This window comes from Kocuria sp. KKT182 (assembly GCF_055635395.1).
In genome coordinates this window covers 3,529,280-3,547,921 of the sequence record NZ_CM145757.1, presented here as the reverse complement: position 1 = coordinate 3,547,921, position 18,642 = coordinate 3,529,280, and the positions used below count along the sequence as shown (strand labels likewise).

The 18,642-nt window shown below is 74.4% G+C and carries 15 protein-coding genes and 2 tRNA genes; 9 read left to right on the top strand and 8 right to left on the bottom strand.

Going from position 1 to position 18,642, the window contains the following annotated elements; translation table 11 throughout:
• Positions 1 to 6: 6 nt before the first annotated feature.
• From ACZ2G1_RS16530 to ACZ2G1_RS16510, 5 genes are all read left to right on the top strand, one after another.
• Positions 7 to 1,104, top strand: coding sequence for a PP2C family protein-serine/threonine phosphatase (locus tag ACZ2G1_RS16530; protein WP_017831978.1), 1,098 nt, complete (start codon positions 7 to 9; stop codon positions 1,102 to 1,104).
• The gene (locus ACZ2G1_RS16525; RefSeq protein WP_017831979.1) at positions 1,101 to 3,056 is read left to right on the top strand and encodes a glycosyltransferase family 2 protein; all 1,956 of its coding nucleotides are present in this window, start codon (positions 1,101 to 1,103) and stop codon (positions 3,054 to 3,056) included. The genes ACZ2G1_RS16530 and ACZ2G1_RS16525 overlap by 4 nt, the downstream gene beginning before the upstream one ends.
• Positions 3,040 to 3,372 carry an STAS domain-containing protein gene (locus tag ACZ2G1_RS16520; protein WP_017831980.1) on the top strand — a complete coding sequence of 111 codons (333 nt, stop codon included), beginning with the start codon at positions 3,040 to 3,042 and terminating at the stop codon, positions 3,370 to 3,372. The genes ACZ2G1_RS16525 and ACZ2G1_RS16520 overlap by 17 nt, the downstream gene beginning before the upstream one ends.
• Positions 3,365 to 3,796 carry an ATP-binding protein gene (locus tag ACZ2G1_RS16515; RefSeq protein WP_017831981.1) on the top strand — a complete coding sequence of 144 codons (432 nt, stop codon included), beginning with the start codon at positions 3,365 to 3,367 and terminating at the stop codon, positions 3,794 to 3,796. Before ACZ2G1_RS16520 ends, ACZ2G1_RS16515 begins: the two co-directional genes overlap by 8 nt.
• A 220-nt stretch (positions 3,797 to 4,016) precedes the next feature.
• Positions 4,017 to 4,655, top strand: a complete 639-nt coding sequence (locus tag ACZ2G1_RS16510) for a glycosyltransferase family 2 protein (RefSeq protein WP_470377172.1) — start codon at positions 4,017 to 4,019, stop codon at positions 4,653 to 4,655.
• Between the two features lie 25 nt (positions 4,656 to 4,680).
• On the opposite strand, the gene ACZ2G1_RS16505 is transcribed toward ACZ2G1_RS16510, so the two are convergent.
• The 4 genes from ACZ2G1_RS16505 to ACZ2G1_RS16490 form a co-directional block, all read right to left on the bottom strand.
• Positions 4,681 to 5,001 (bottom strand): hypothetical protein, encoded by a 321-nt coding sequence (locus ACZ2G1_RS16505; protein ID WP_470377171.1) that lies wholly within the window; start codon positions 4,999 to 5,001, stop codon positions 4,681 to 4,683.
• A 59-nt stretch (positions 5,002 to 5,060) separates the two neighbouring features.
• Positions 5,061 to 5,525 (bottom strand): hypothetical protein, encoded by a 465-nt coding sequence (locus ACZ2G1_RS16500; protein ID WP_470377170.1) that lies wholly within the window; start codon positions 5,523 to 5,525, stop codon positions 5,061 to 5,063.
• 129 nt (positions 5,526 to 5,654) lie between these two features.
• On the bottom strand, positions 5,655 to 6,638 hold the full coding sequence (locus ACZ2G1_RS16495) for an NAD(P)H-quinone oxidoreductase (RefSeq protein ID WP_136341124.1): 984 nt from the start codon (positions 6,636 to 6,638) through the stop codon (positions 5,655 to 5,657).
• A gap of 108 nt (positions 6,639 to 6,746) precedes the next feature.
• A complete protein-coding gene (locus ACZ2G1_RS16490) occupies positions 6,747 to 8,183 on the bottom strand; it encodes a cryptochrome/photolyase family protein (RefSeq protein ID WP_251355937.1) in 1,437 nt (478 codons plus the stop codon).
• Positions 8,184 to 8,278: 95 nt separating this feature from the next.
• On the opposite strand from ACZ2G1_RS16490, the gene ACZ2G1_RS16485 reads away from it, so the two are divergent.
• The 3 genes from ACZ2G1_RS16485 to ACZ2G1_RS16475 all read left to right on the top strand — a co-directional run bounded on the left by ACZ2G1_RS16485 (position 8,279) and on the right by ACZ2G1_RS16475 (position 13,324).
• A tRNA-Ser gene (locus ACZ2G1_RS16485) sits at positions 8,279 to 8,366 on the top strand.
• A gap of 148 nt (positions 8,367 to 8,514) precedes the next feature.
• Entirely contained in the window at positions 8,515 to 10,641 is a 2,127-nt protein-coding gene (locus ACZ2G1_RS16480; RefSeq protein ID WP_470377169.1) for a bifunctional metallophosphatase/5'-nucleotidase, read from the top strand.
• 55 nt (positions 10,642 to 10,696) lie between these two features.
• Positions 10,697 to 13,324, top strand: coding sequence for an ExeM/NucH family extracellular endonuclease (locus ACZ2G1_RS16475; protein WP_470377168.1), 2,628 nt, complete (start codon positions 10,697 to 10,699; stop codon positions 13,322 to 13,324).
• A 40-nt stretch (positions 13,325 to 13,364) separates the two neighbouring features.
• Here the strand turns inward: ACZ2G1_RS16475 and ACZ2G1_RS16470 are convergent, their stop codons facing one another.
• On the bottom strand, positions 13,365 to 15,329 hold the full coding sequence (locus ACZ2G1_RS16470; RefSeq protein ID WP_170122823.1) for an FAD/NAD(P)-binding protein: 1,965 nt from the start codon (positions 15,327 to 15,329) through the stop codon (positions 13,365 to 13,367).
• 64 nt (positions 15,330 to 15,393) lie between these two features.
• Here ACZ2G1_RS16470 and ACZ2G1_RS16465 point away from each other — a divergent pair, with 64 nt between their 5' ends.
• On the top strand, positions 15,394 to 17,511 hold the full coding sequence (locus ACZ2G1_RS16465; protein WP_470377167.1) for a prolyl oligopeptidase family serine peptidase: 2,118 nt from the start codon (positions 15,394 to 15,396) through the stop codon (positions 17,509 to 17,511).
• A 13-nt stretch (positions 17,512 to 17,524) separates the two neighbouring features.
• Here the strand turns inward: ACZ2G1_RS16465 and ACZ2G1_RS16460 are convergent, their stop codons facing one another.
• From ACZ2G1_RS16460 to ACZ2G1_RS16450, 3 genes are all read right to left on the bottom strand, one after another.
• Positions 17,525 to 17,935 (bottom strand): phage holin family protein, encoded by a 411-nt coding sequence (locus ACZ2G1_RS16460; RefSeq protein ID WP_017831991.1) that lies wholly within the window; start codon positions 17,933 to 17,935, stop codon positions 17,525 to 17,527.
• A gap of 12 nt (positions 17,936 to 17,947) precedes the next feature.
• Complete coding sequence (locus ACZ2G1_RS16455; RefSeq protein ID WP_017831992.1) at positions 17,948 to 18,370, bottom strand: spore germination protein GerW family protein; 423 nt, start codon at positions 18,368 to 18,370, stop codon at positions 17,948 to 17,950.
• A gap of 171 nt (positions 18,371 to 18,541) precedes the next feature.
• Positions 18,542 to 18,630: transfer RNA gene (locus tag ACZ2G1_RS16450), tRNA-Ser, on the bottom strand.
• Positions 18,631 to 18,642 lie beyond the last annotated feature (12 nt).

Sequence of the window (18,642 nt, the reverse complement as noted above, 5' to 3'; positions counted from 1 at the left end):
GGGTCCATGACCCCCTCCCCCCAGGGTCGCCGTGCCGTCGTGATCGAAGACCACGACGACATCCGCAACCTCCTCGCCCAGACCATCGGCATGCGCGGCTTCACCGTGACGACCGCCGCGACCGGCCTCGAGGGCATCGAGGCCGTGCGCCGCGACGGCGCCGACCTCATCACCCTGGACCTCAGCCTCCCGGACCTCGACGGGCTGGAGGTCTGCCGGCGGGTCCGGCAGTTCTCGGACGCCTACCTGCTCATGGTCACGGCGCGCCCGGGCGAGATCGACCGGCTGGAGGGCCTCGAGCGCGGGGCGGACGACTACATCAGCAAGCCGTTCAGCCCCCGGGAGCTGCAGGCCAGGATCGAGGCGATGTTCCGCCGGCCGCGCGCCCGGGCGGAGCAGGCCGACGCCGAGGAGCTGCGCCGCGCGGCCGAGGTCCAGCGCAGCCTGCTGCCCGCCGCCGCCCCGGCCGTGCCCGGCTACGACGTGGCCGGGGCGTGCCGGCCGTCCCGCAGCGTGGGCGGGGACTTCTTCGACTGGTACACGACCGAGGGCGGGCTCCAGGTCTCGCTGGCCGACGCCATGGGCAAGGGCATGGGGGCCGCGCTCATCGCCGCCACCGTGCGCGCCGTGCTGCGCTCCGCGGCCGGGCAGCCGGACATGGCGCAGGCCTTCGGCGACACCTGCCGGCACCTCGAGCACGACCTCGCCCACTCCGACTCCTTCGTCACGCTCTTCCACGCCCGCCTGGACACGGCCGACGGGGTCGTGGAGTACGTCGACGCGGGCCACGGGCTGGGACTGCACGTGCGCGCGGACGGGATCGACCGGCTGCGCCCGGGCGGCCCCCCGGTGGGGGCGGTGCCCGGGACGCAGTGGGTGCCCGGCCGGATCGTGCTCGCGCCCGGCGACGCCCTCGTCGTCGTCAGCGACGGCCTCCTCGACGCGTACGAGGACGTCGACGACGCCGTGCAGGCGGTCGCGGACGTGGTCTCCCGCCACGAGGACGCCGCGTCCGCCTGCACCGCGGTCCTCGACCTCGCCGGCGAGGAGACCCGCACCGACGACGTCACCGCCGTGGTCGTCCGCCGCCGGTCCGCCCCGTGAACCGCTTCCTCGTCCGGCTCCTGGTCGTCCTGACCCTCCTGCTGGGCGTCAACTACATCGCCTGGCGCTGGCTCGAGTCGCTGAACTGGTCGGCGTGGTGGATCGCCGTTCCCCTGGTGCTCGCCGAGACGTACAGCCTGATCGACGTCTCGCTGTTCGGGCTCACCGTCTGGCGGCTCCGGCGGCGCGGGGAGGCCGGCGCCCCGCCCGCGGGCGCCACCGTGGACGTGTTCATCACGACCTACGACGAGCCCCTCGACCTCGTGATGGGCACCGCCCTGGCGGCGCAGGCCATCCGGCACCCGCACAGCACGTGGATCCTCGACGACGGGGCCCGCCCCGAGCTCGAGGCGCTCGCCGCCGAGCACGGGCTGGGCTACCTGACGCGAAGCGAGGACTGGACCGACCGGCCGCGCCACGCCAAGGCCGGCAACCTCAACAACGCCCTGATGCTCACCCAGGGCGAGTTCCTGCTGATCCTCGACGCCGACCAGGTCCCGGCCCCGGAGATCCTGGACCGGACCCTGGGCTGGTTCAACGACCGCAGGGTGGCGCTCGTGCAGACGCCGCAGTGGTTCGTCAACGTGCCGGACCACGATCCGCTCGGCAGCCAGGCCCCCCTGTTCTACGGCCCCATCCAGCAGGGCAAGGACGGCTGGAACGCCGCCTTCTTCTGCGGCTCCAACGCGATCCTGCGCCGCGAGGCGCTCATGCAGCTCGGCCTCTCCGGCTACGTCCAGGAGGTCGAGCAGGACGTGAAGGAGTCCCTCGCCCGCACCCGGGCCGCCCTGCGCAGGGCGCGACGGTCCCCGGAGGCCGCGAACCCCGTCGTCGCGGGCATGCTCGACGACGTCGAGGCCGCCACCGCGCGGGCCCGCGCCGAGCTGAAGGCCGGCGCCCCCCTGACCGAGCTGACCTACCGCCTGCAGCGCGAGGTGGACGCGGCGGCCCGGCGCACCGTCACGCAGGACTTCTCCCAGATCGAGGCGGACCTCGCCTCGATCGCCGCCCTGGACCTGCCCCCCGAGGACGGCATGGTGTGGCCGGACGAGCTCGCCTCCGCCGTGGACCGGATGTCCCGCCGCGACCTGTCCCCCCTGGCCGCCGTGGAACCGGTCCGGGAGGTGCTCGAGGCGGTCTCCGTGGACCGGCCCGGCGAGGCCCAGCCGGTGATGCCGCTGGCGACGATCTCCGTCACCGAGGACATGGCCACCGCGATGCGCCTGCACGGCCTGGGCTGGCGCAGCGTCTACCACCACGAGGTCCTCGCCCACGGCCTGGCCCCCGAGGACCTGAAGACCATGCTCACCCAGCGCCTGCGCTGGGCGCAGGGCACGGTGCAGGTGCTGCTCCGGGAGAACCCGCTGCTGCAGCGCCGGCTGGGGTGGGGCCAGCGGCTCATGTACTTCGCCACGATGTGGAGCTACCTGTCCGGCTTCGCGGCCGTCGTCTACTTCGCCGCGCCCATCGTGTACCTGGTGCTGGGCATCCTCCCCGTCACGAGCCTCAGCTGGGACTTCTTCGTCCGCTTCATCCCCTTCATGGTGGTGAACCAGCTGCTGTTCCTCGTGGTGGGCCGGGGCATCCCCACCTGGCGCGGCCAGCAGTACAGCCTGGCCCTGTTCCCCATCTGGATCAGGGCGTGCACCACGGCCGCCCGCAACGTCTGGTTCGGCCGCCCCCTCGGCTTCGCCGTCACGCCCAAGGTGCGGCAGGACGCCGGCCCGGCCTGGCACCTCATCCGCCCGCAGCTGGTGGTGATGGGGCTGCTGGCCGCGGCCCTCCTGGTGGGGACCGCCCGGCTGGCGGTGGGGCTGAACGAACCGGTGGGAACCCTGGTCAACGTGGCCTGGGTCGCCTTCGACCTGGTGGTGCTGAGCGTGCTCGTCACCGCCGCGAGATACACGGGCTTCGAGCCCGAGGAGAGGAGTGCCGATGCAGTTCACGATTGAGCAGAAGCCGAGGTTCGCCCACATCACGGGCACCGGACGGCTCAACATGGTGGGAGCGCCCAAGCTCCGGGAGGTCGTGGCGAAGGTCGTCGACGAGGGCAGCAACCACGTGGTGGTCGACCTCGGCGGCACCGAGTTCATGGACTCGTCCGGTCTGGGCGCCCTCATCGGGTGCCTCAAGCTGGCCCGTCAGGCCGGCGGCGACCTGCGGATCGCGAACGTCCGCCCCCAGGTCCGCATGGTCCTCGAGCTCACCAGCATGCACCGCGTCCTGACCCCCTACGACACCGCCGACGCGGCCTTCGCCGATGACTGAGCCCACGGCCCGCCGCTCGCGCCGGGGCCCGGCCACCGCCCTGACGGTGGACGCCCTGCACGAGGACCTGGACGCGCTGTGGGGGGAGGCCGCGTTCGTGCCCGAGACCGACCGGATGGCCTTCACGCTCGCGGTCGTGGAGGCGGCCGGCAACGTGGTGGTGCACGCGGTACCCGCGGCGGAGGACCCGATCGAGCTCTCCGTGGACCTGGTCGCGGACCCCCACCGGCTGGAGGCGAGGATCTACGAGATCGGCGCCGCACCGGCGCAGGTCGACCTCACGGGGGCCATGGCGCAGGAGCACCGCGAGTCCGGCCGCGGGCTCGCCCTCATCCAGGCCCTGGTCAGCCGGGTGGTGTTCGAGCGGCACGGGGACACGAACGTGTGGAAGCTGTGCCGGCTGTGCGGCCGGGACGAGGTGTAGCGCCCCCCGGGGACGCGCCGGACCCGCGTCCGGCCGGGGCGGACGTCCCCTGATTTGCGGATGTAAAGTGTCCGCCGCGGTGCCTAGACTTTGGTCCAGGACAACACGTCAGGGGGCTCACGTTGTCACCGAGAACACTCGTTCAGGGGCCGGTCGGGCGCCCCGCCGCAGGGGGACGTCAGCGGCGGGACGCACGCCGGGCACGCCGAGAGAAGTCGTCATGATCGCCGCGATCATTCCCGCCCACGACGAGGCGGCCCGCGTCGAGCACGCGGTCGTCTCCCTCCACCGCCAGACCCGTCCGCCGGAGCGCATCCTCGTCATGTCGGACGACTCCACCGACGCCACCGTCGAGGTCGCCCTGCACGCCGGCGCCGAGGTCCTGCTCACCGTCGACAACCGGCACCACTGTGCCGGGGCGCTCAACCAGGCCCTGGACACCGTCCGGATGGAGCCGGACGACCTGGTGCTGGTCCTCGACCCCGGCGTCCAGCTGCCGCCGGGCTTCCTTGCCCGCGCCCTGGCCGCCCTCCGGGACCGCAACGTGGGCGCCGTCTCCGCCCGGTCCACCGCCGTCGGCGGCCCGGCCGCGCTGATCCGCTGGCAGGCGCTCGAGGACGTCCACCGGTCGTTCGGCCGCTACTGCGACGAGGGCGCCGTGACCGGCCAGACGCGTCTCGCCCTCGACCTGGAGGCCGTCGGCTGGCGCCTCAGCCCGCCGCTGGAGGCCGAGGAGGACGGGCCCGTCCCGGTCGAGCACCTCGCGCCCGTCCCGGCGAAGCACGCCGTCCCCGCCCCGGTCGAGCGCGTCGTGCCCGTCCCGATCGAGGTCCTGCGGGCGGAGCCGGCGGCCGCGTGATCCGCCGCCCGGCCCGCCGGGACGCTCAGCCGCGGGCGGTGCGGCCCACGAGGACGGCCGCCGCGCCCGCGAGGACCGTGGTGGTCAGGCAGCCGATCGGCAGGGGCAGGCAGCAACCGCCCACCGTGACGTTCGTGCCCCGGCGCGTCCGGGTGGAGTACCCGGGGAAGGGGAGCATCCGGAAGCCGGAACGGCGGCCGTACCCCCCGCCCCGGCGGCCGGGCAGGTCGTAGCCCGGGCCGAAGCGGCCGGGGCCTCCGCGGCCGGGTCGGCCGAGGGGCGAGCGGGACCAGCGGGCGTCGAACTCGCCGTCGGCCGCGCGGTAGTCGTATCCGGAGGGGTTCATGCCGCCCATCAAACCATCAGCAGGCTGTCGGGTCCACCCCGTCGCCGCCGGGAACGGGCTCAGCCGCGGCGCAGCAGCTCCTCGGCGCGCTCCACGTGCTCCCGCACCGCCTCGGCCCGGCGGACGACCGCGTCCAGCCGGTGGGCGGACGACTCCTCGTCGGCCCGCACGAACCGGGCCATGGTGAGGGCCTCCGCCGCCTGGGCCATCGCGTTGCCGGCCCGGGAGAGCTCACGGTGGACGTCGTTGAGGTAGCCGCCCGCGGAGGCCGGGATGTCGTGGCTGCTGCTCGGCGCCGTGCGCTGCACCGCCGCGCACACGGCCCGTACCTCCGGCAGCAGATCGGCGAGCGCGTTGGCGGTGGGCACCACGGACTGCGCGAGCGTCTTGTCCGGGAGGCTCTCGAGGATCTGGTGGAAGCGGTCCAGACCCCGGCGGAACCGGTCGTGGGCGCGGCGCCACACGCCCAGACCGAGCTCGGCCTCGTCACGGCGAGCGGCGCGGTAGTCGCGCAGGAATGCCACGGGCGGTCCTTTCGAGTGGAGACAGTCCATCCTACGGCGGCCCGGCCCGCCCTCCGTGCGCGCGGAGGGCGGGCCGGGCCCGGCGACGGGCCGGGACGGGGCCGTCCGCGGCCGTGCCGAGGGGTGCGCTCAGGGGACGAGCAGCACCTTGCCGATGTGCGTGCCGGAGTCGAAGTACTCGTGGGCCCGCGCGACCTCGTCCAGGGGGAAGGTGCGGTCCACGACCGGGCGGACGGCGCCGGACTCGACGTGGGGCCACACGTGCTCCCGCACGGCGGCCATGATGCGGGTCTTCTCCGCCACGGGCCGCGGGCGCAGCGTGGTGCCGATCACGGCGGCCCGCTTGGCCATGAGCTTGCCGAGGTCCAGCTCCCCCGTGCGGCCGCCCTGGGTGGCGATGACCGCGATCCGGCCGTTGGTGGCCAGCGCGTCCAGGTTGCGCCCCAGGTAGGAGCCGCCCACGACGTCGAGCACGATGTCGGCGCCGTGCCCGTCCGTGAGCTCCCGCACGCGCGCCACGAAGTCCTCCTGCCGGTAGTCGATCGCCTCGGCGCCGAGCCGCCGTGCAGCCTCGGCCTTCTCCGGGCTGCCGACCGTGGTGAGCACGCGCAGGCCGAGGGCCCGGCACATCTGGAGGGCGTTGGTGCCGATCCCGCCGGTGCCGCCGTGCACCAGGACCGTCTCGCCCTCGCGGGCGGCGGCGGCCATGAAGACGTTGGAGAACACCGTGGCGCACACCTCCGGCAGGCCGGCGGCGGCGACGAGGTCCACCCCGGCGGGCGCGGGCAGGACCTGGCCGGCCGGGACGACGACCTCCTCGGCGTAGCCCCCGGAGTCCAGGAGGGCGACGACCTCGTCGCCGGGGGCGAACCCGGCGCCGGCGGGCACCTCGGGGCCGAGCTCCTGCACCGTGCCCGAGACCTCGAGGCCGAAGACGGTCGACGCCCCGGGCGGGACCGGATACCGGCCCAGCCGCTGCATGACGTCCGCCCGGTTGATCCCGGCGGCCCGGACCCGGATCCGCACCCCGTCGGGCGTGAGCTCCGGGGCGGGGACCTCGGCGACGGCGAGGACCTCCGGTCCGCCGGGGGTGGTCTCGAGCACTGCGCGCATGGTGGGGCCTTCCGGTCGGGGGCGACGGTCGCTCCCATTGTGTCGCGGGGCGGGCACCCGGTCACCCGGCGTCGGCCCGTGGCGAACAGGCGGACGCCGGCGCCGCCCTCAGCGGATCGAGGCGTAGGCGTCGAGGGCGCGGCCGCGGCTGGCCGGCAGGTCCACGACCGGCTCCGGGTAGCCGACCGACGGTCCGAGCAGACCGGGCTCGTGCGGGTCCACGCCCTCGTCGCCGGCCAGCTCGGGGATCCAGCGGCGGATGTAGCGGGCCTCGGGGTCGAACTTCCGGCCCTGGGTCAGCGGGTTGAAGATCCGGAAGAACGGGCTCGCGTCCGCGCCGGAGCCCGCGACCCACTGCCAGTTCCCGGGCCCGCTCGCCGGTTCGGCGTCCACGAGCGTCTCCCAGAACCACTGCTCCCCCACCCGCCAGTCGACCAGCAGATTCTTGGTGAGCAGGGACCCGGCGACCATCCGGACCCGGTTGTGCATCCACCCCGTGGCCCGCAGCTGCCGCATGCCCGCGTCCACGAGCGGGAAGCCGGTGCGCCCCTCCTGCCAGGCCCGGACGTCGCCGGCCGCCTCCGCCGCGTCCCGCCACGGGAACGCGTCGAAGGCCGGGCGGACGTGGCGCACGTGCAGGTCCGGCACCTGGTGGAGCAGGTGCCAGTTGAACTCCCGCCAGCCCAGCTCGGCCAGGAACTTCTCCAGCCCCGGGCTGCTCCCCTGCTCGGACCGGTGCCGGACGGCCGCGTCCCAGACCGCGAACGGGCTGATCTCGCCCCACCGCAGGTGCGGGGAGAGCCGGCTCGTGCCGTCCCGGTCCGGCCGGTCGTGGCCCTCGGCGTAGTCCTCGACGCGGTCCAGGAAGTCGTCCAGCCGCTCCCACGCGGTCGCCTCCCCGGGCGTCCACACCGCGGCCAGCCCGGCCGCGCACTCCGGGGACGGCACCAGGTCCCAGTCGACCTGGTCCTCGGTGCCGGCGGCCGCCGCCACCTCCGCGGCGGCCCCCCGGCCCGGCCCGGGCACGGGGAGCGGCTGCCGGATCTCCAGCGCCCGGAGCGCCTTCCAGAAGGGGGTGAACACCTTGTACGGGCCGCCGGCGCCGGTGCGCAGGGTCCACGGCTCGTGCAGCAGCGCGGCCTGGAACGAGTGCGCCTCCACCCCGTGCTCGGCGCACCACTGCTTCACCCCGGCGTCCACGGCGAGCTCGGGCCCGCCGTAGCGGCGGTTCCACGTGATGCCGCCCGCCCCCGTGCGCTCGAGGACCTCGGGGAGCACGGTCCCGGCGGGGCCGCGGCGCAGCACCAGGGGGATGCCCAGCTCCCGGAGCGACTCCCGCAGGGACCGCAGCGACCCGTCCAGCCACCACTTCGCGGCCGCGCCGAGGGGCCGGACCCCCTCGGACTCCTGGTCCAGGACGCAGAGGGCGACCACCGCGCCGCGCCGGCACGCGGCGTCGAGGGCGGGGTGGTCCGTGACGCGCAGATCGTCCCGGAACCACACGATCGTCGTCGTCCCGCGGTCGGGGCTCTCGGGTGCGTCCACGCGCTCACCCTACCGGGGCTTTGGCGGCGTTCCGGGCGCCGTGGAAGAATGGGCTGCGCGCTCCGCCGCCCCCGCCGGGGACCGGGCGGGCGCGGGGAAGGTTGTCCGAGCGGCCTAAGGAGCCGGTCTTGAAAACCGGTGTGCGGTGACCCCGTACCAAGGGTTCAAATCCCTTACCTTCCGCCTCCGCACGAGGCCCCCACCGCGAACCGGCCGGTGGGGGCCTCGTCCCGTCCCGGGGCCGGAGAAATGTCGCGGTGTCGTGGTCCGCCGTTCACCTCCGCGTGCTGAAATGGGGACAACGCACCGCCGCATCCCCCGGAGGACCCCCATGGCGCCCCAGAAGCACCGTCCTGCCCTGCTCGCCGCGCTCGCCGCCGGCGCCGTGGTCACCTCGACCGGTCTGGTCCTCCCCGCGGCGTCCGCCCAGGGGACGGCGCCCCCGCCGGCACCGGGCGCGGGGGCGACCGCGGCCGGGGAGACGGCCGTCGAGCTGCTCTACTTCAACGACTACCACGGCCGGCTCTCCTCCGACCCCCTCCTCTTCGCGGGCGCGATCGAGCAGCTGCGCGCGGAGAACGAGGACGGCACGCTGCTGCTGTCCGGCGGGGACAACGTGGGCGCCTCCGAATACGTCTCGGCCGTGCAGCAGGACGACCCCACGCTCGACGTGCTCGACGCGCTCGAGCTCGACGCCTCCGCCGTGGGCAACCACGAGTTCGACCGGGGCGCGGACGACCTGACCGGCCGCATCACCGAGCGCGCCGGCTTCCCCTACCTGGCGGCCAACGTCACCGGCCCGGACGGCGAGCTCGTCACCGAGGCGTCCGCGACGTTCGACGTCGAGGGCGTGCGCGTGGGCGTGGTCGGCGCCGTCACCCAGCAGACCGCCACGCTCGTCTCGCCCGGTGCGATCGAGGGCATCACCTTCGGCGACCCCGTCGAGGCCGTCAACGCCGAGGCCGAGCGGCTCGAGGCGGACGGGGCCGACGTCGTGGTGGCCGTCTACCACGAGGGCGCCGCCGACGCGGCCGACGCCCTCGGCGATCGGCTGGTGACCGGCACCAGCGCGACCGTGGACGTGGTGCTCAACGGGCACACCCACCAGGTCTACGACGAGGGCGTCGACGTGGACGGCGACGGCGACCTCGACCGCGCGGTCCTGCAGGCCGGCTCGTACGGCGGCAGCCTCGGGCGGATCTCCCTGAGCTACGACGAGGCCGCCGACGACGTCGACCTCACCACCGGCGTGCTGGCCGTCGACGAGGTCGTCACCGCGACCGAGGAGGAGCTGGTCGCCCGGTATCCGCGCGTCGCGGAGGTCGCCGGGATCGTCGCGGACGCCGAGGCGGTGGCCCTGGAGCGGGGCAGCACCCCGGTCGGCGAGATCACCGGGGACATCACCACCGCCTACGGTCTGCGGGACGGCGTGCAGGCCCGCGACGACCGCGGCGCCGAGTCGAGCCTCGGCAACCTGGTCGCCGAGTCCATCCGCGACAGCCTGGACGAGTCGGACGGCGTGCAGATCGGCCTCATCAACCCCGGCGGCCTGCGCGCCGACCTCCTCTGGGCGGACGACCCCGGCCAGGCCATCGACGGCGAGCGCGACGGCGTGGTGACGGAGTCCGAGGCCAACCAGGTGCTGCCCTTCGCCAACAACCTCACCACCGTGACCCTCACCGGCGAGCAGTTCGAGCGGGTCCTCGAGCAGCAGTGGCAGCCCGAGGGATCGTCCCGGCCGTACCTGCAGCTGGGGCTGTCCGAGAACGTGTCCTACACCTTCGACGCCGCCCGCCCGGCCGGGGACCGGATCACCTCGATCACGGTCGATGGGCAGCCCGTCGACCCGGCCGCCGAGTACGTGATCGGCTCGGTGTCCTTCCTGGTGGAGGGCGGCGACAACTTCACCGCCCTGACCGAGGGCACCGACGTCACCGACACCGGCCGGATCGACCGCGACGCCTGGATGGAGTACCTCGCCGCCAACAGCCCGCTGTCCCCCGAGTTCGACCGCCGGTCCGTGGCGCTGACCGGGGCCGCCGCGGACGGCTGCACCGTGACCTTCGACGTCTCTTCCCTGGACATGACCTCCCTGGGCGCACCGGAGAACACCTGGCTGAGCGTGCGCGCGGGCGACCCGGACGGCACTGAACTCGGCACGGCACCGGTCACCGACGGCACGACCTCGGTCAGCCTCGACACGACCGGCCTGGCCGACGACGCCGCCGTGTGGCTGGTCGCCGAGCCGTCCGGCACGCAGGTCCGCGTGCCGGAGGCTGTCCTGGACCTGCTCACCGACTGCGCCACCGAGCCGGAGCCCACCGACAGGCCGACCGAGCCGCAGAAACCCGGCACGGGCCACTCCGGCGAGCACCCCGGCCAGGGCGAGCCCGGCCGCGGCGACTGGAAGCACGGCTCCGAGCGGGCCCACCAGGTCCTCAGCCGTCTCTTCGGCTGAGCCCCGATCGTTCTCTCCCCTTCTCCCCCTGCCCCCACTGAAGGAACTCCCCACCGTGAACAAGCTGTTCTCCCTGCCCCTGAGCGGGGCTCTGGCCGCGGCCCTGCTCGCCGCGCCGCTGACCGTGCCCGTGCACGCCGCCCCGGACGGGGCGAACGTGGTCATCAACGAGGCCTACACCAACGGCGGCTCGGCCAACGCCGTCTACACCCACAAGTTCGTCGAGCTCTACAACCCCACGGTCCAGCCGGTGGACCTCACCGGCTGGACCCTGCAGTACCGCTCCGCGTCCGGCACCGGAACCGTCACCAGCACGGTGGCGCTGTCCGGGACCATCGCCCCGGGCGGCTACTTCCTGGTTCAGGGCGGGTCCAACGCGGGCAGCGGTGCCGCGTTGCCCGCCCCCGACCTCGCCACCTCGTTCAACCCGGCGGGCGTCTCCGGGACGATCGTGCTCTCCGACGGCGAGCAGCCCCTGGCCGCCCCCACTGGCTCGGTGACCGGTACCGACGGGCTCGTGGACCTGCTCGGCTACGGCACCTCCAACACCTACGAGACCGCGCCCGCCACTGGCCCGTCGGCGAATGCGGACCCGAAGTCCATGACCCGCGCCGACGGCGTGGACACCGACGACAACTCCGCCGATTTCACCGCCACGACCGCGGTGACCCCGCAGAACTCCGGTGGCAGCGGGGGCGAGCCCGCCCCCGAACCGGTCCCCGAGCCGAGCCCGGAGCCCGCCGCCCCGCCGGTGGAGCTGGCGATCCGGGACATCCAGGGCACCGGCGACGTCTCCCCCAGGGCCGGACAGGCCGTGACCACCCGCGGCGTGGTCACCGCCGTCTACGCCACCGGCGGGCTCAACGGCTGGTACCTCCAGACCCCTGGCACCGGTGGCGACCTGGACACCGCCGCCCACGACGCCTCCGACGGCGTCTTCGTGTACTCACCCTCGGCCGTGGCGAACGTGGAGCTCGGCCAGTACGTCGAGGTCACCGGGACGGTCGCCGAGTACCACGGACAGACCCAGATCAGCGTGCACCCGGAGGGGGTCACGGTCCTCGACGAGGCCGCCGAGGCGGTCGAGCCCGCCGCCGTCGGCTGGCCCACGGACGAGGCGGAGCGCGAGGACCTCGAGGGCATGCTGCTCAACCCGGCCGGTGAGTTCGTGATCACCGACAACTACGCCCTGAACGGCTACGGCGAGATCGGCCTGGCGGCCGGCACCACCCCGCTCGTGCAGCCCACCGCCGTGGGCGCGCCCGGCTCGCCCGAGGCCGCCGCGCAGGCCGCCGACAACGAGGCCCGGGGCCTCCTGCTCGACGACGGCGCCACGACCAACTACGGCAACTTCGCCAACGCCTCGGTCCCCCTCCCCTACCTCTCTCCCACGACCCCGATGCGGATCGGCGCGCCCGTGGACTTCGTGGCGCCGGTGGTGCTCGGCTACTCGTTCGAGGAGTGGCGCCTCCAGCCCACGACCCGGGTGACCGGGGACAACGCCCAGGACGCCCCCGTGGTCGCCGAGAACACCCGCACCGCCGCCCCCGAGGACGTCGGCGGGGACGTGCAGCTGGCCACGTTCAACGTGCTGAACTACTTCACCACCACCGGCGACGAGCTGACCGGCTGCACCTACTACACGGACCGCGCCGGCGACCCGGTCTCGGTGCGCGGAGGCTGCGACGCCCGCGGGGCGGCCGAACAGGAGGACCTGGAGCGCCAGCAGGCCAAGATCGTCGCCGCGATCAATGCCCTGGACGCCGAGGTCGTGTCCCTGGAGGAGATCGAGAACTCCGCGAAGTTCGGCAAGGACCGGGACCAGGCCCTGTCCGACCTGGTCGAGGCCCTCAACACCGCCGCCGGCTCCGAGGTCTGGGCGTACGTGCCGTCACCGGCCGAGCGACCCGCCGTCGAGGACGAGGACGTCATCCGCACCGCGTTCATCTACCAGCCGGCCGCACTCGAGACCGTGGGCGAGTCCGTGATCCTGGACGACGAGGAGAACTTCGACAACGCCCGCGAGCCGCTGGCCCAGACGTTCCGCCCCGCCGGCGGGGACGCGGGCGGCGACTTCACGGTGGTCGTCAACCACTTCAAGTCCAAGGGCTCCGCCCCCTCCACCGGCCCCAACGCCGACGCCGGGGACGGCGCCGGGGCGTGGAACGCCGACCGCACCGCCCAGGCCCAGGCCCTGGTGGCCTTCGCCGAGCGGCTGGAGTCCACCCAGGGCACCGACCGGGTCCTCCTGGCCGGTGACTTCAACTCCTACGACCAGGAGGACCCGATGCGGGTCCTGCACGAGGCCGGCTACACGGACCTGGCGCCGGCGGGCGAGCACTCCTACGCCTACGGCGGGATGGTCGGCTCCCTCGACCACGTCCTGGCGTCCCCCGCCGCGGCCGGGACCGTCACGGGCTCGGACATCTGGGAGATCAACGCCCACGAGTCGGTGGGCCTGGAGTACAGCCGGCACAACCACAACGTGGTCGACCTCTACGCGGCCGACCCGTACCGGGCCTCGGACCACAACCCGGAGATCGTCGGCCTGGCCCCCGCCGGCGCCGAGCCCGCCGGCCCGCAGAAGCCGGGCAGGGGCAACTCCGGCGAGCACCCCGGCAAGGGCCTCCGGGAGCACGCCGACGACCGGGCCCGCGAGGTCCTGCACCGCCGCCTCGGCTGACCCGGCCGCGGCGCGCCGGCCGGCCCCGGTGCCCCCGGGGTCAGTCGCGTGCCGGGGCCGGGCCCAGCACCGCCGCGGCGATGCGGTCGGCGTCCGCCAGGGTCCGGGCACCCAGCTCCGCGGACGCCCCGGCCTCCGCGGCGATCGCCACGCCCCACTGGACGGCCGAGAGCTGCAGGCCGAGCACGAGGACGCCGGGCTCCACGCCGCCGTCGACGCGCACGGCCCGGTACGGGGGCCGGGTGACGTCCAGCCCGGTGCCGGGCACGGTCGCGACGCCGTCCCGGGTCTCCATGGCCCGGACCCGCACCAGGCCCTCCCGGTGCATCGCGGACAGCAGCGGGGAGATGTTGCGCCGGACGTCGTTGGGCGGGGACATGGCCTCCACGAGGTGTTCGGCGCGGAAGGGCTCGTCCTTGACCCAGGGGGAGCTCGCCACGAACCGGCCCTCCTCCTCGTCCACGAGGAACTGCGGGTCCGGGCCCAGGAAGCGCACCACGCCGGCACGGGCCAGCGCCGCCAGCTGCTGGTTCCGCAGCACCGGCGGCCCGGAGGCGAGCCCCTCCACGAAGGGCTCGAACGTGCGCCGCAGCTCGTCGGTCCAGGAGGCGTCGCTGATCCCGAGGTCCGCCAGCACGGCCTTGAGCACGGTGCGCGCGGCGTTGAGCGAGGCGACGGCCATCTGCAGCGGGTCGTCCTCGCCGGCCAGCGCGCCGTGCACGTCCCGGTCCAGGTGGTGGACCAAGGCCGCCGCGTACTCGTCGTGGGAGCCGAAGCTGAGCCCCTCGAAGGGGCGGGCCAGCCGGAGGGCGTTGAGCTGCCGTCCCGGGACCACCGCGGACGCGATGAGCCGCTCGGCCCGGGAGGTCCAGGGCCCCTCGGGGTGGTCGTCGCCGGTGCCGAGCACGGCGTCGAAGCGCGCCAGGAACTCCTGCGGGTCGGTCTCGAAGGCGTCCGGGGCGGTCCGCGCCAGGACGGAGTAGTAGTTCCACTGGGCGTCCTTGCGGATCAGCGGATAGAGGTCCGTCTCGAAGGACAGCGGTCCCTCCGCCCGCGCCGCGAGCGCCCGCACGGCGTCGAGGGTGAAGAACCGGGTGACGAGGGAGCCGGCGTAGTAGCCCTCGAGCACCGCCTTGGAGCGGTACGGGGCGCCGCGGCGGGAGCCGGCCACGATCACGGGCTCCCGCCCCGAGGGGTGGTAGACGTAGCGCTCCCCGTCCTGGGTGTAGATCCCGCCGCGGCCCTCGGTGACCTGGGCCAGGACGTCGCAGAAGTTCAGGCCCATGCCGCGCACCAGCACGGTGCGCCCGGCGGGCAGGTCGTCCCAGTGCACGTCGGCGGGCACGGCGGGCGGCCAGTAGGTCAGCCCGAGCTCGGCGGCGCCGTCCACGAGCTCCCGCTGGTCGGGGCGCAGGTCGGCGTCGAGGTGGCCCAGGGCGAGCACCACGGCGTCCGCCGGGAGGTTCTGCCCGCCGCTGATCTCCACGTCGTAGCGGTGCCGGGCGTGCTCCCGCACGTGCACGCCCACGGCCTCGGCCCGGTGCACGGCGAGCTGCACGGTGGCGGGGAGGGCGTCCTGCAGCGTGCGGAAGATCCAGGAGAGGTAGACCCCGTACATCCGCCGGGACGGATAGGACTGGGGCGTCATCCGGGTCAGGTGCGCGGCGTCGTCGGGGTCCACGGCGATGGTCCCCGCCACGGCGGCGAGCCGCCAGTGCTCGAAGCTCATGTTCCGCAGCGGCTCGAGCGGGTCCACGGGCAGCACGCCGTCGTCGGCGATCACCGTGGGGAACACCGAGGGCGTGTTCATGAGGTACAGCGGGGACTGGTTCGTCCGCCACACGTGCCCCGGACCGGGCGGGAAGGGGTCGACGACGTCGATGCGCACCCGGGCGCCCGAGGCCGCGGCGCGGGCCGCGAGCCGCTCCACGGCCGAGAGCCCGCGCGGGCCCGCCCCGATCACCGTGACACGTCGTTCGGAACCTGGCCTGCCCGTTGCGCTCATGGCCCTCAGGATATCGACCCGCCCGCCGGGCCACGGGCACGGGGCTGCGCCTACGATGGCGGACATGACCGAGACCGCGCAGACCGCCGCCCGCCCGACCGCCGAGCAGCCGCACGACGAGAACCTGTGGCTGGAGGAGATCACGGGGGACGCGCCCCTGGAGTGGGTCGCCGGGCAGAACGCCCGCACCCTGGCGGCGCTCGAGAGCCCGCGGCTGCGCCGCCTCGAGGCCGACGTGCTCGCGGTCATGGACTCGACCGAGCGGATCCCCATGGTCGCCAAGCACGGGCCGCACTACTACAACTTCTGGCGCGACGCCGAGCACCCCCGCGGCGTCTTCCGCCGCACCACGTGGGAGTCCTGGCTCGGCGGGGACACCGAGTGGGAGGTCCTGCTCGACGTCGACGCGCTGGCCGCCGTGGAGGGCGTCGACTGGGTCTGGGGCGGGGCCCGGCTGCTGCGCCCGCAGTACACCGGCGGGCAGCACCGGCTGGCGCTGCTCAGCCTCTCCCCCGACGGCGGCGACGCGAAGCGGGTGCGCGAGTTCGACCTCGACGAGCGCCGGTTCGTGCCTGGCGGCTTCGACGTCCCCACGGCGAAGTCCACCGTGACGTGGGTGGACGCCGACACCCTGCACGTGGGCACCGACTTCGGCCCCGGCTCGATGACCACCTCCTCCTACCCCCGCACCGTGCGCGTCCTGCGCCGCGGGCAGGACCTCGCCGAGGCCCGGCAGGTGTTCGAGGTGGCCGAGGACCACGTGCAGGCGGTGCTCGTGCGGGACCACACCCCGGGCTTCGTCCGGGACGTGGCCGTGGACGTGGTCGACTTCTTCGCCTCCCGGACCTACCTGGTGCGGGAGGAGGAGCTCGTGCACGTCGACGTCCCCGACTCGGTGACGGTGGACCTGCACCGGCAGTGGCTGCTGCTGCGCCCGCAGGAGGAGCTCGAGCTGGACGGGACCGTGCACCCGGCCGGGTCCCTGCTCGTGGCCGAGCTCGAGGCGTTCCTGGCCGGGGACCGCTCCGTGACCGCCGTGTTCGTCCCGGACGCGCGCACGTCGCTGCAGTCCTGGTCCTGGACGGCCGACCGGCTGATCCTCAACCTGCTGCGGGACGTCTCCTCGGTGGTCCGCGTCGCCGAGCCGGGCCCCTGGACCTCGTCCGAGCTGCCCGGGGCGCCGGCCCTGCACAGCGTGGACGCCTACGCCGTCGACGACGAGGACCCGGAGGCGGGCAACGACTACTGGCTCGTGGCGACCGGCTTCCTCACCCCGACCACCGTGTCCCGCGGCACCCTCCCGGCCCGCGGCGGGGTGACGGCCCCGCCGCGGGTGGCGAGGACCGCCCCCGCGTTCTTCGACACGACCGGGCTCTCGGTCGAGCAGCACTTCGCGGTCTCGGCGGACGGCACTCGGGTGCCCTACTTCCAGGTGGGCCCCGCCGACCCGGTCCTCGACGGGCGGAACCCGACGCTGCTCTCCGGCTATGGCGGCTTCGAGGTCTCCCGGACCCCCGCCTACTCCGGGGCCCTCGGGCGGTCCTGGCTGACCCGCACCGACGACGCCGGGCGGTCCGGGGTCTACGTCCTCGCCAACATCCGCGGCGGCGGCGAGTACGGCCCCGCGTGGCACCGGGCCGCCCTGCAGGGGAACCGGCACCGGGCGTACGAGGACTTCGCGGCCGTCGCCGCGGACCTGCAGAACCGCGGGGTGTGCACCCGGGGAACGCTCGCGTGCTCGGGCGGCTCCAACGGCGGGCTGCTCGTGGGCAACATGCTCACCGGGCACCCCGAATTGTTCGGGGCGATCTCCTGCGGGGTGCCGCTGCTGGACATGCGCCGCTACACGAAGCTGTCCGCGGGCTACTCCTGGATCGCGGAGTACGGCGACCCGGACGACCCGGAGCAGTGGGAGTCCGTCCGCACGTTCTCGCCGTACCACCTGCTGGAGGAGGGGCGGGACTACCCGGACGTCCTGTTCTGGACCGCCACGAGCGACGACCGCGTGGGCCCCGTCCAGGCGCGCAAGGCCGCCGCGCGGATGCTCGGCATGGGCTACGAGAACGTGTGGTTCTACGAGGCCACCGAGGGCGGGCACGCGGGCGCGGGCGACAACAAGCAGGCCGCCCGCCTGCACGCGTTGTCCCACGAGTTCCTCTGGACGGCGCTGCACCGGGGCTGAGCCCCGGCGCGGGTCAGCGGCGCTCGCGGTCCGGGACGGCCCAGCCCATCAGGAGGGACACCACCCCGATGATCAGGGTGGCGAGCACCGCCGTCCAGAGGAAGGAGTCGATCTCGAGCCGCAGGGGCGTGAAGGAGCTCAGCCAGGACGTCAGCCACAGCATCGCCGCGTTGACCACGATGGCGAACAGGCCCAGCGTGAGGCAGGTGATCGGCAGGGACAGGATCGTCAGCACGGGCCGCACGACCGCGTTCACGGCGCCGAAGACCAGGCCGACGAACAGGTAGGCCAGGACCGACGCCGTGGTCTCGCCCCCGACGGCCGAGACGACGGACGGGTCCGCCGCGATGCCCATCCCGGGCAGGATCCAGGCGGCCACCCAGATGGCGAGCGCGTTGACGAGGACACGGAGCAGGAAGGACATGGCCCCATCCTGTCAGGAACGGCGGGTGACGGCGGCCCAGCCCACCAGCGCGGCCGCGCCGCACAGCGCCAGGCCCAGGGTGAGGGCGATCCGCCCCGCGTCCACGGCGGGGCGCCACGTGACGCTGTCCCCCCGGACCACGTACACCCCGGCCGGCTCGGCGTGCACGCCGTAGCCCACGCCCGATCCGCTGCCCGAGCTGTCCTTCTCCTCGCCCGAGCCCCCGCCACCGCCGCCCCAGCCCCTGACGCGGGCCACGGGCACGACCGTGGTGCCGTACGCCTCGTACGCCTCCCCGAAGACCCGGCGCACCGTCACGGCGTCGACGGCCTCCTCGAGGACGGAGCGGTCCGTGAGCCCGGCGCGCCAGGCGGGGGCGGGGCGGGGCGCACCGGGTGCGGCGGGCGTGGTCTGCGGACGGTCCTGCTCCGGCATGGTGGCCTCCTGGGCTCGGGCGCCGGCGGCGCGCTGAGCCCCAGTCTAGGAAACCGCCGGCCCCCGGTCACGGGGCGGCCGCAGATGACGGGCCCGGGCGCGGGCTCGGAACGCGAAACACCCCGGACCGCGGGTCCGGGGTGTTTCCGACGTCCTGGGACGTCACGAGCGCGGAGACGGGGGGATTTGAACCCCCGGTCGAGTTTAACCCCGACCCTTCATTAGCAGTGAAGTCCATTCGGCCGCTCTGGCACGTCTCCATCCGTGGCCCA

Bases quoted from the DNA above. Each gene is read 5' to 3' on its own strand.
- ACZ2G1_RS16530 (WP_017831978.1), top strand. From the start codon at position 7: ATGACCCCCTCCCCCCAGGGTCGCCGTGCCGTCGTGATCGAAGACCAC.
- ACZ2G1_RS16520 (WP_017831980.1), top strand. From the start codon at position 3,040: ATGCAGTTCACGATTGAGCAGAAGCCGAGGTTCGCCCACATCACGGGC.
- ACZ2G1_RS16515 (WP_017831981.1), top strand. From the start codon at position 3,365: ATGACTGAGCCCACGGCCCGCCGCTCGCGCCGGGGCCCGGCCACCGCC.
- ACZ2G1_RS16510 (WP_470377172.1), top strand. From the start codon at position 4,017: ATGATCGCCGCGATCATTCCCGCCCACGACGAGGCGGCCCGCGTCGAG.
- ACZ2G1_RS16505 (WP_470377171.1), bottom strand. From the start codon at position 5,001: ATGAACCCCTCCGGATACGACTACCGCGCGGCCGACGGCGAGTTCGAC.
- ACZ2G1_RS16495 (WP_136341124.1), bottom strand. From the start codon at position 6,638: ATGCGCGCAGTGCTCGAGACCACCCCCGGCGGACCGGAGGTCCTCGCC.
- ACZ2G1_RS16480 (WP_470377169.1), top strand. From the start codon at position 8,515: ATGGCGCCCCAGAAGCACCGTCCTGCCCTGCTCGCCGCGCTCGCCGCC.
- ACZ2G1_RS16470 (WP_170122823.1), bottom strand. From the start codon at position 15,329: ATGAGCGCAACGGGCAGGCCAGGTTCCGAACGACGTGTCACGGTGATC.
- ACZ2G1_RS16465 (WP_470377167.1), top strand. From the start codon at position 15,394: ATGACCGAGACCGCGCAGACCGCCGCCCGCCCGACCGCCGAGCAGCCG.
- ACZ2G1_RS16460 (WP_017831991.1), bottom strand. From the start codon at position 17,935: ATGTCCTTCCTGCTCCGTGTCCTCGTCAACGCGCTCGCCATCTGGGTG.
- ACZ2G1_RS16455 (WP_017831992.1), bottom strand. From the start codon at position 18,370: ATGCCGGAGCAGGACCGTCCGCAGACCACGCCCGCCGCACCCGGTGCG.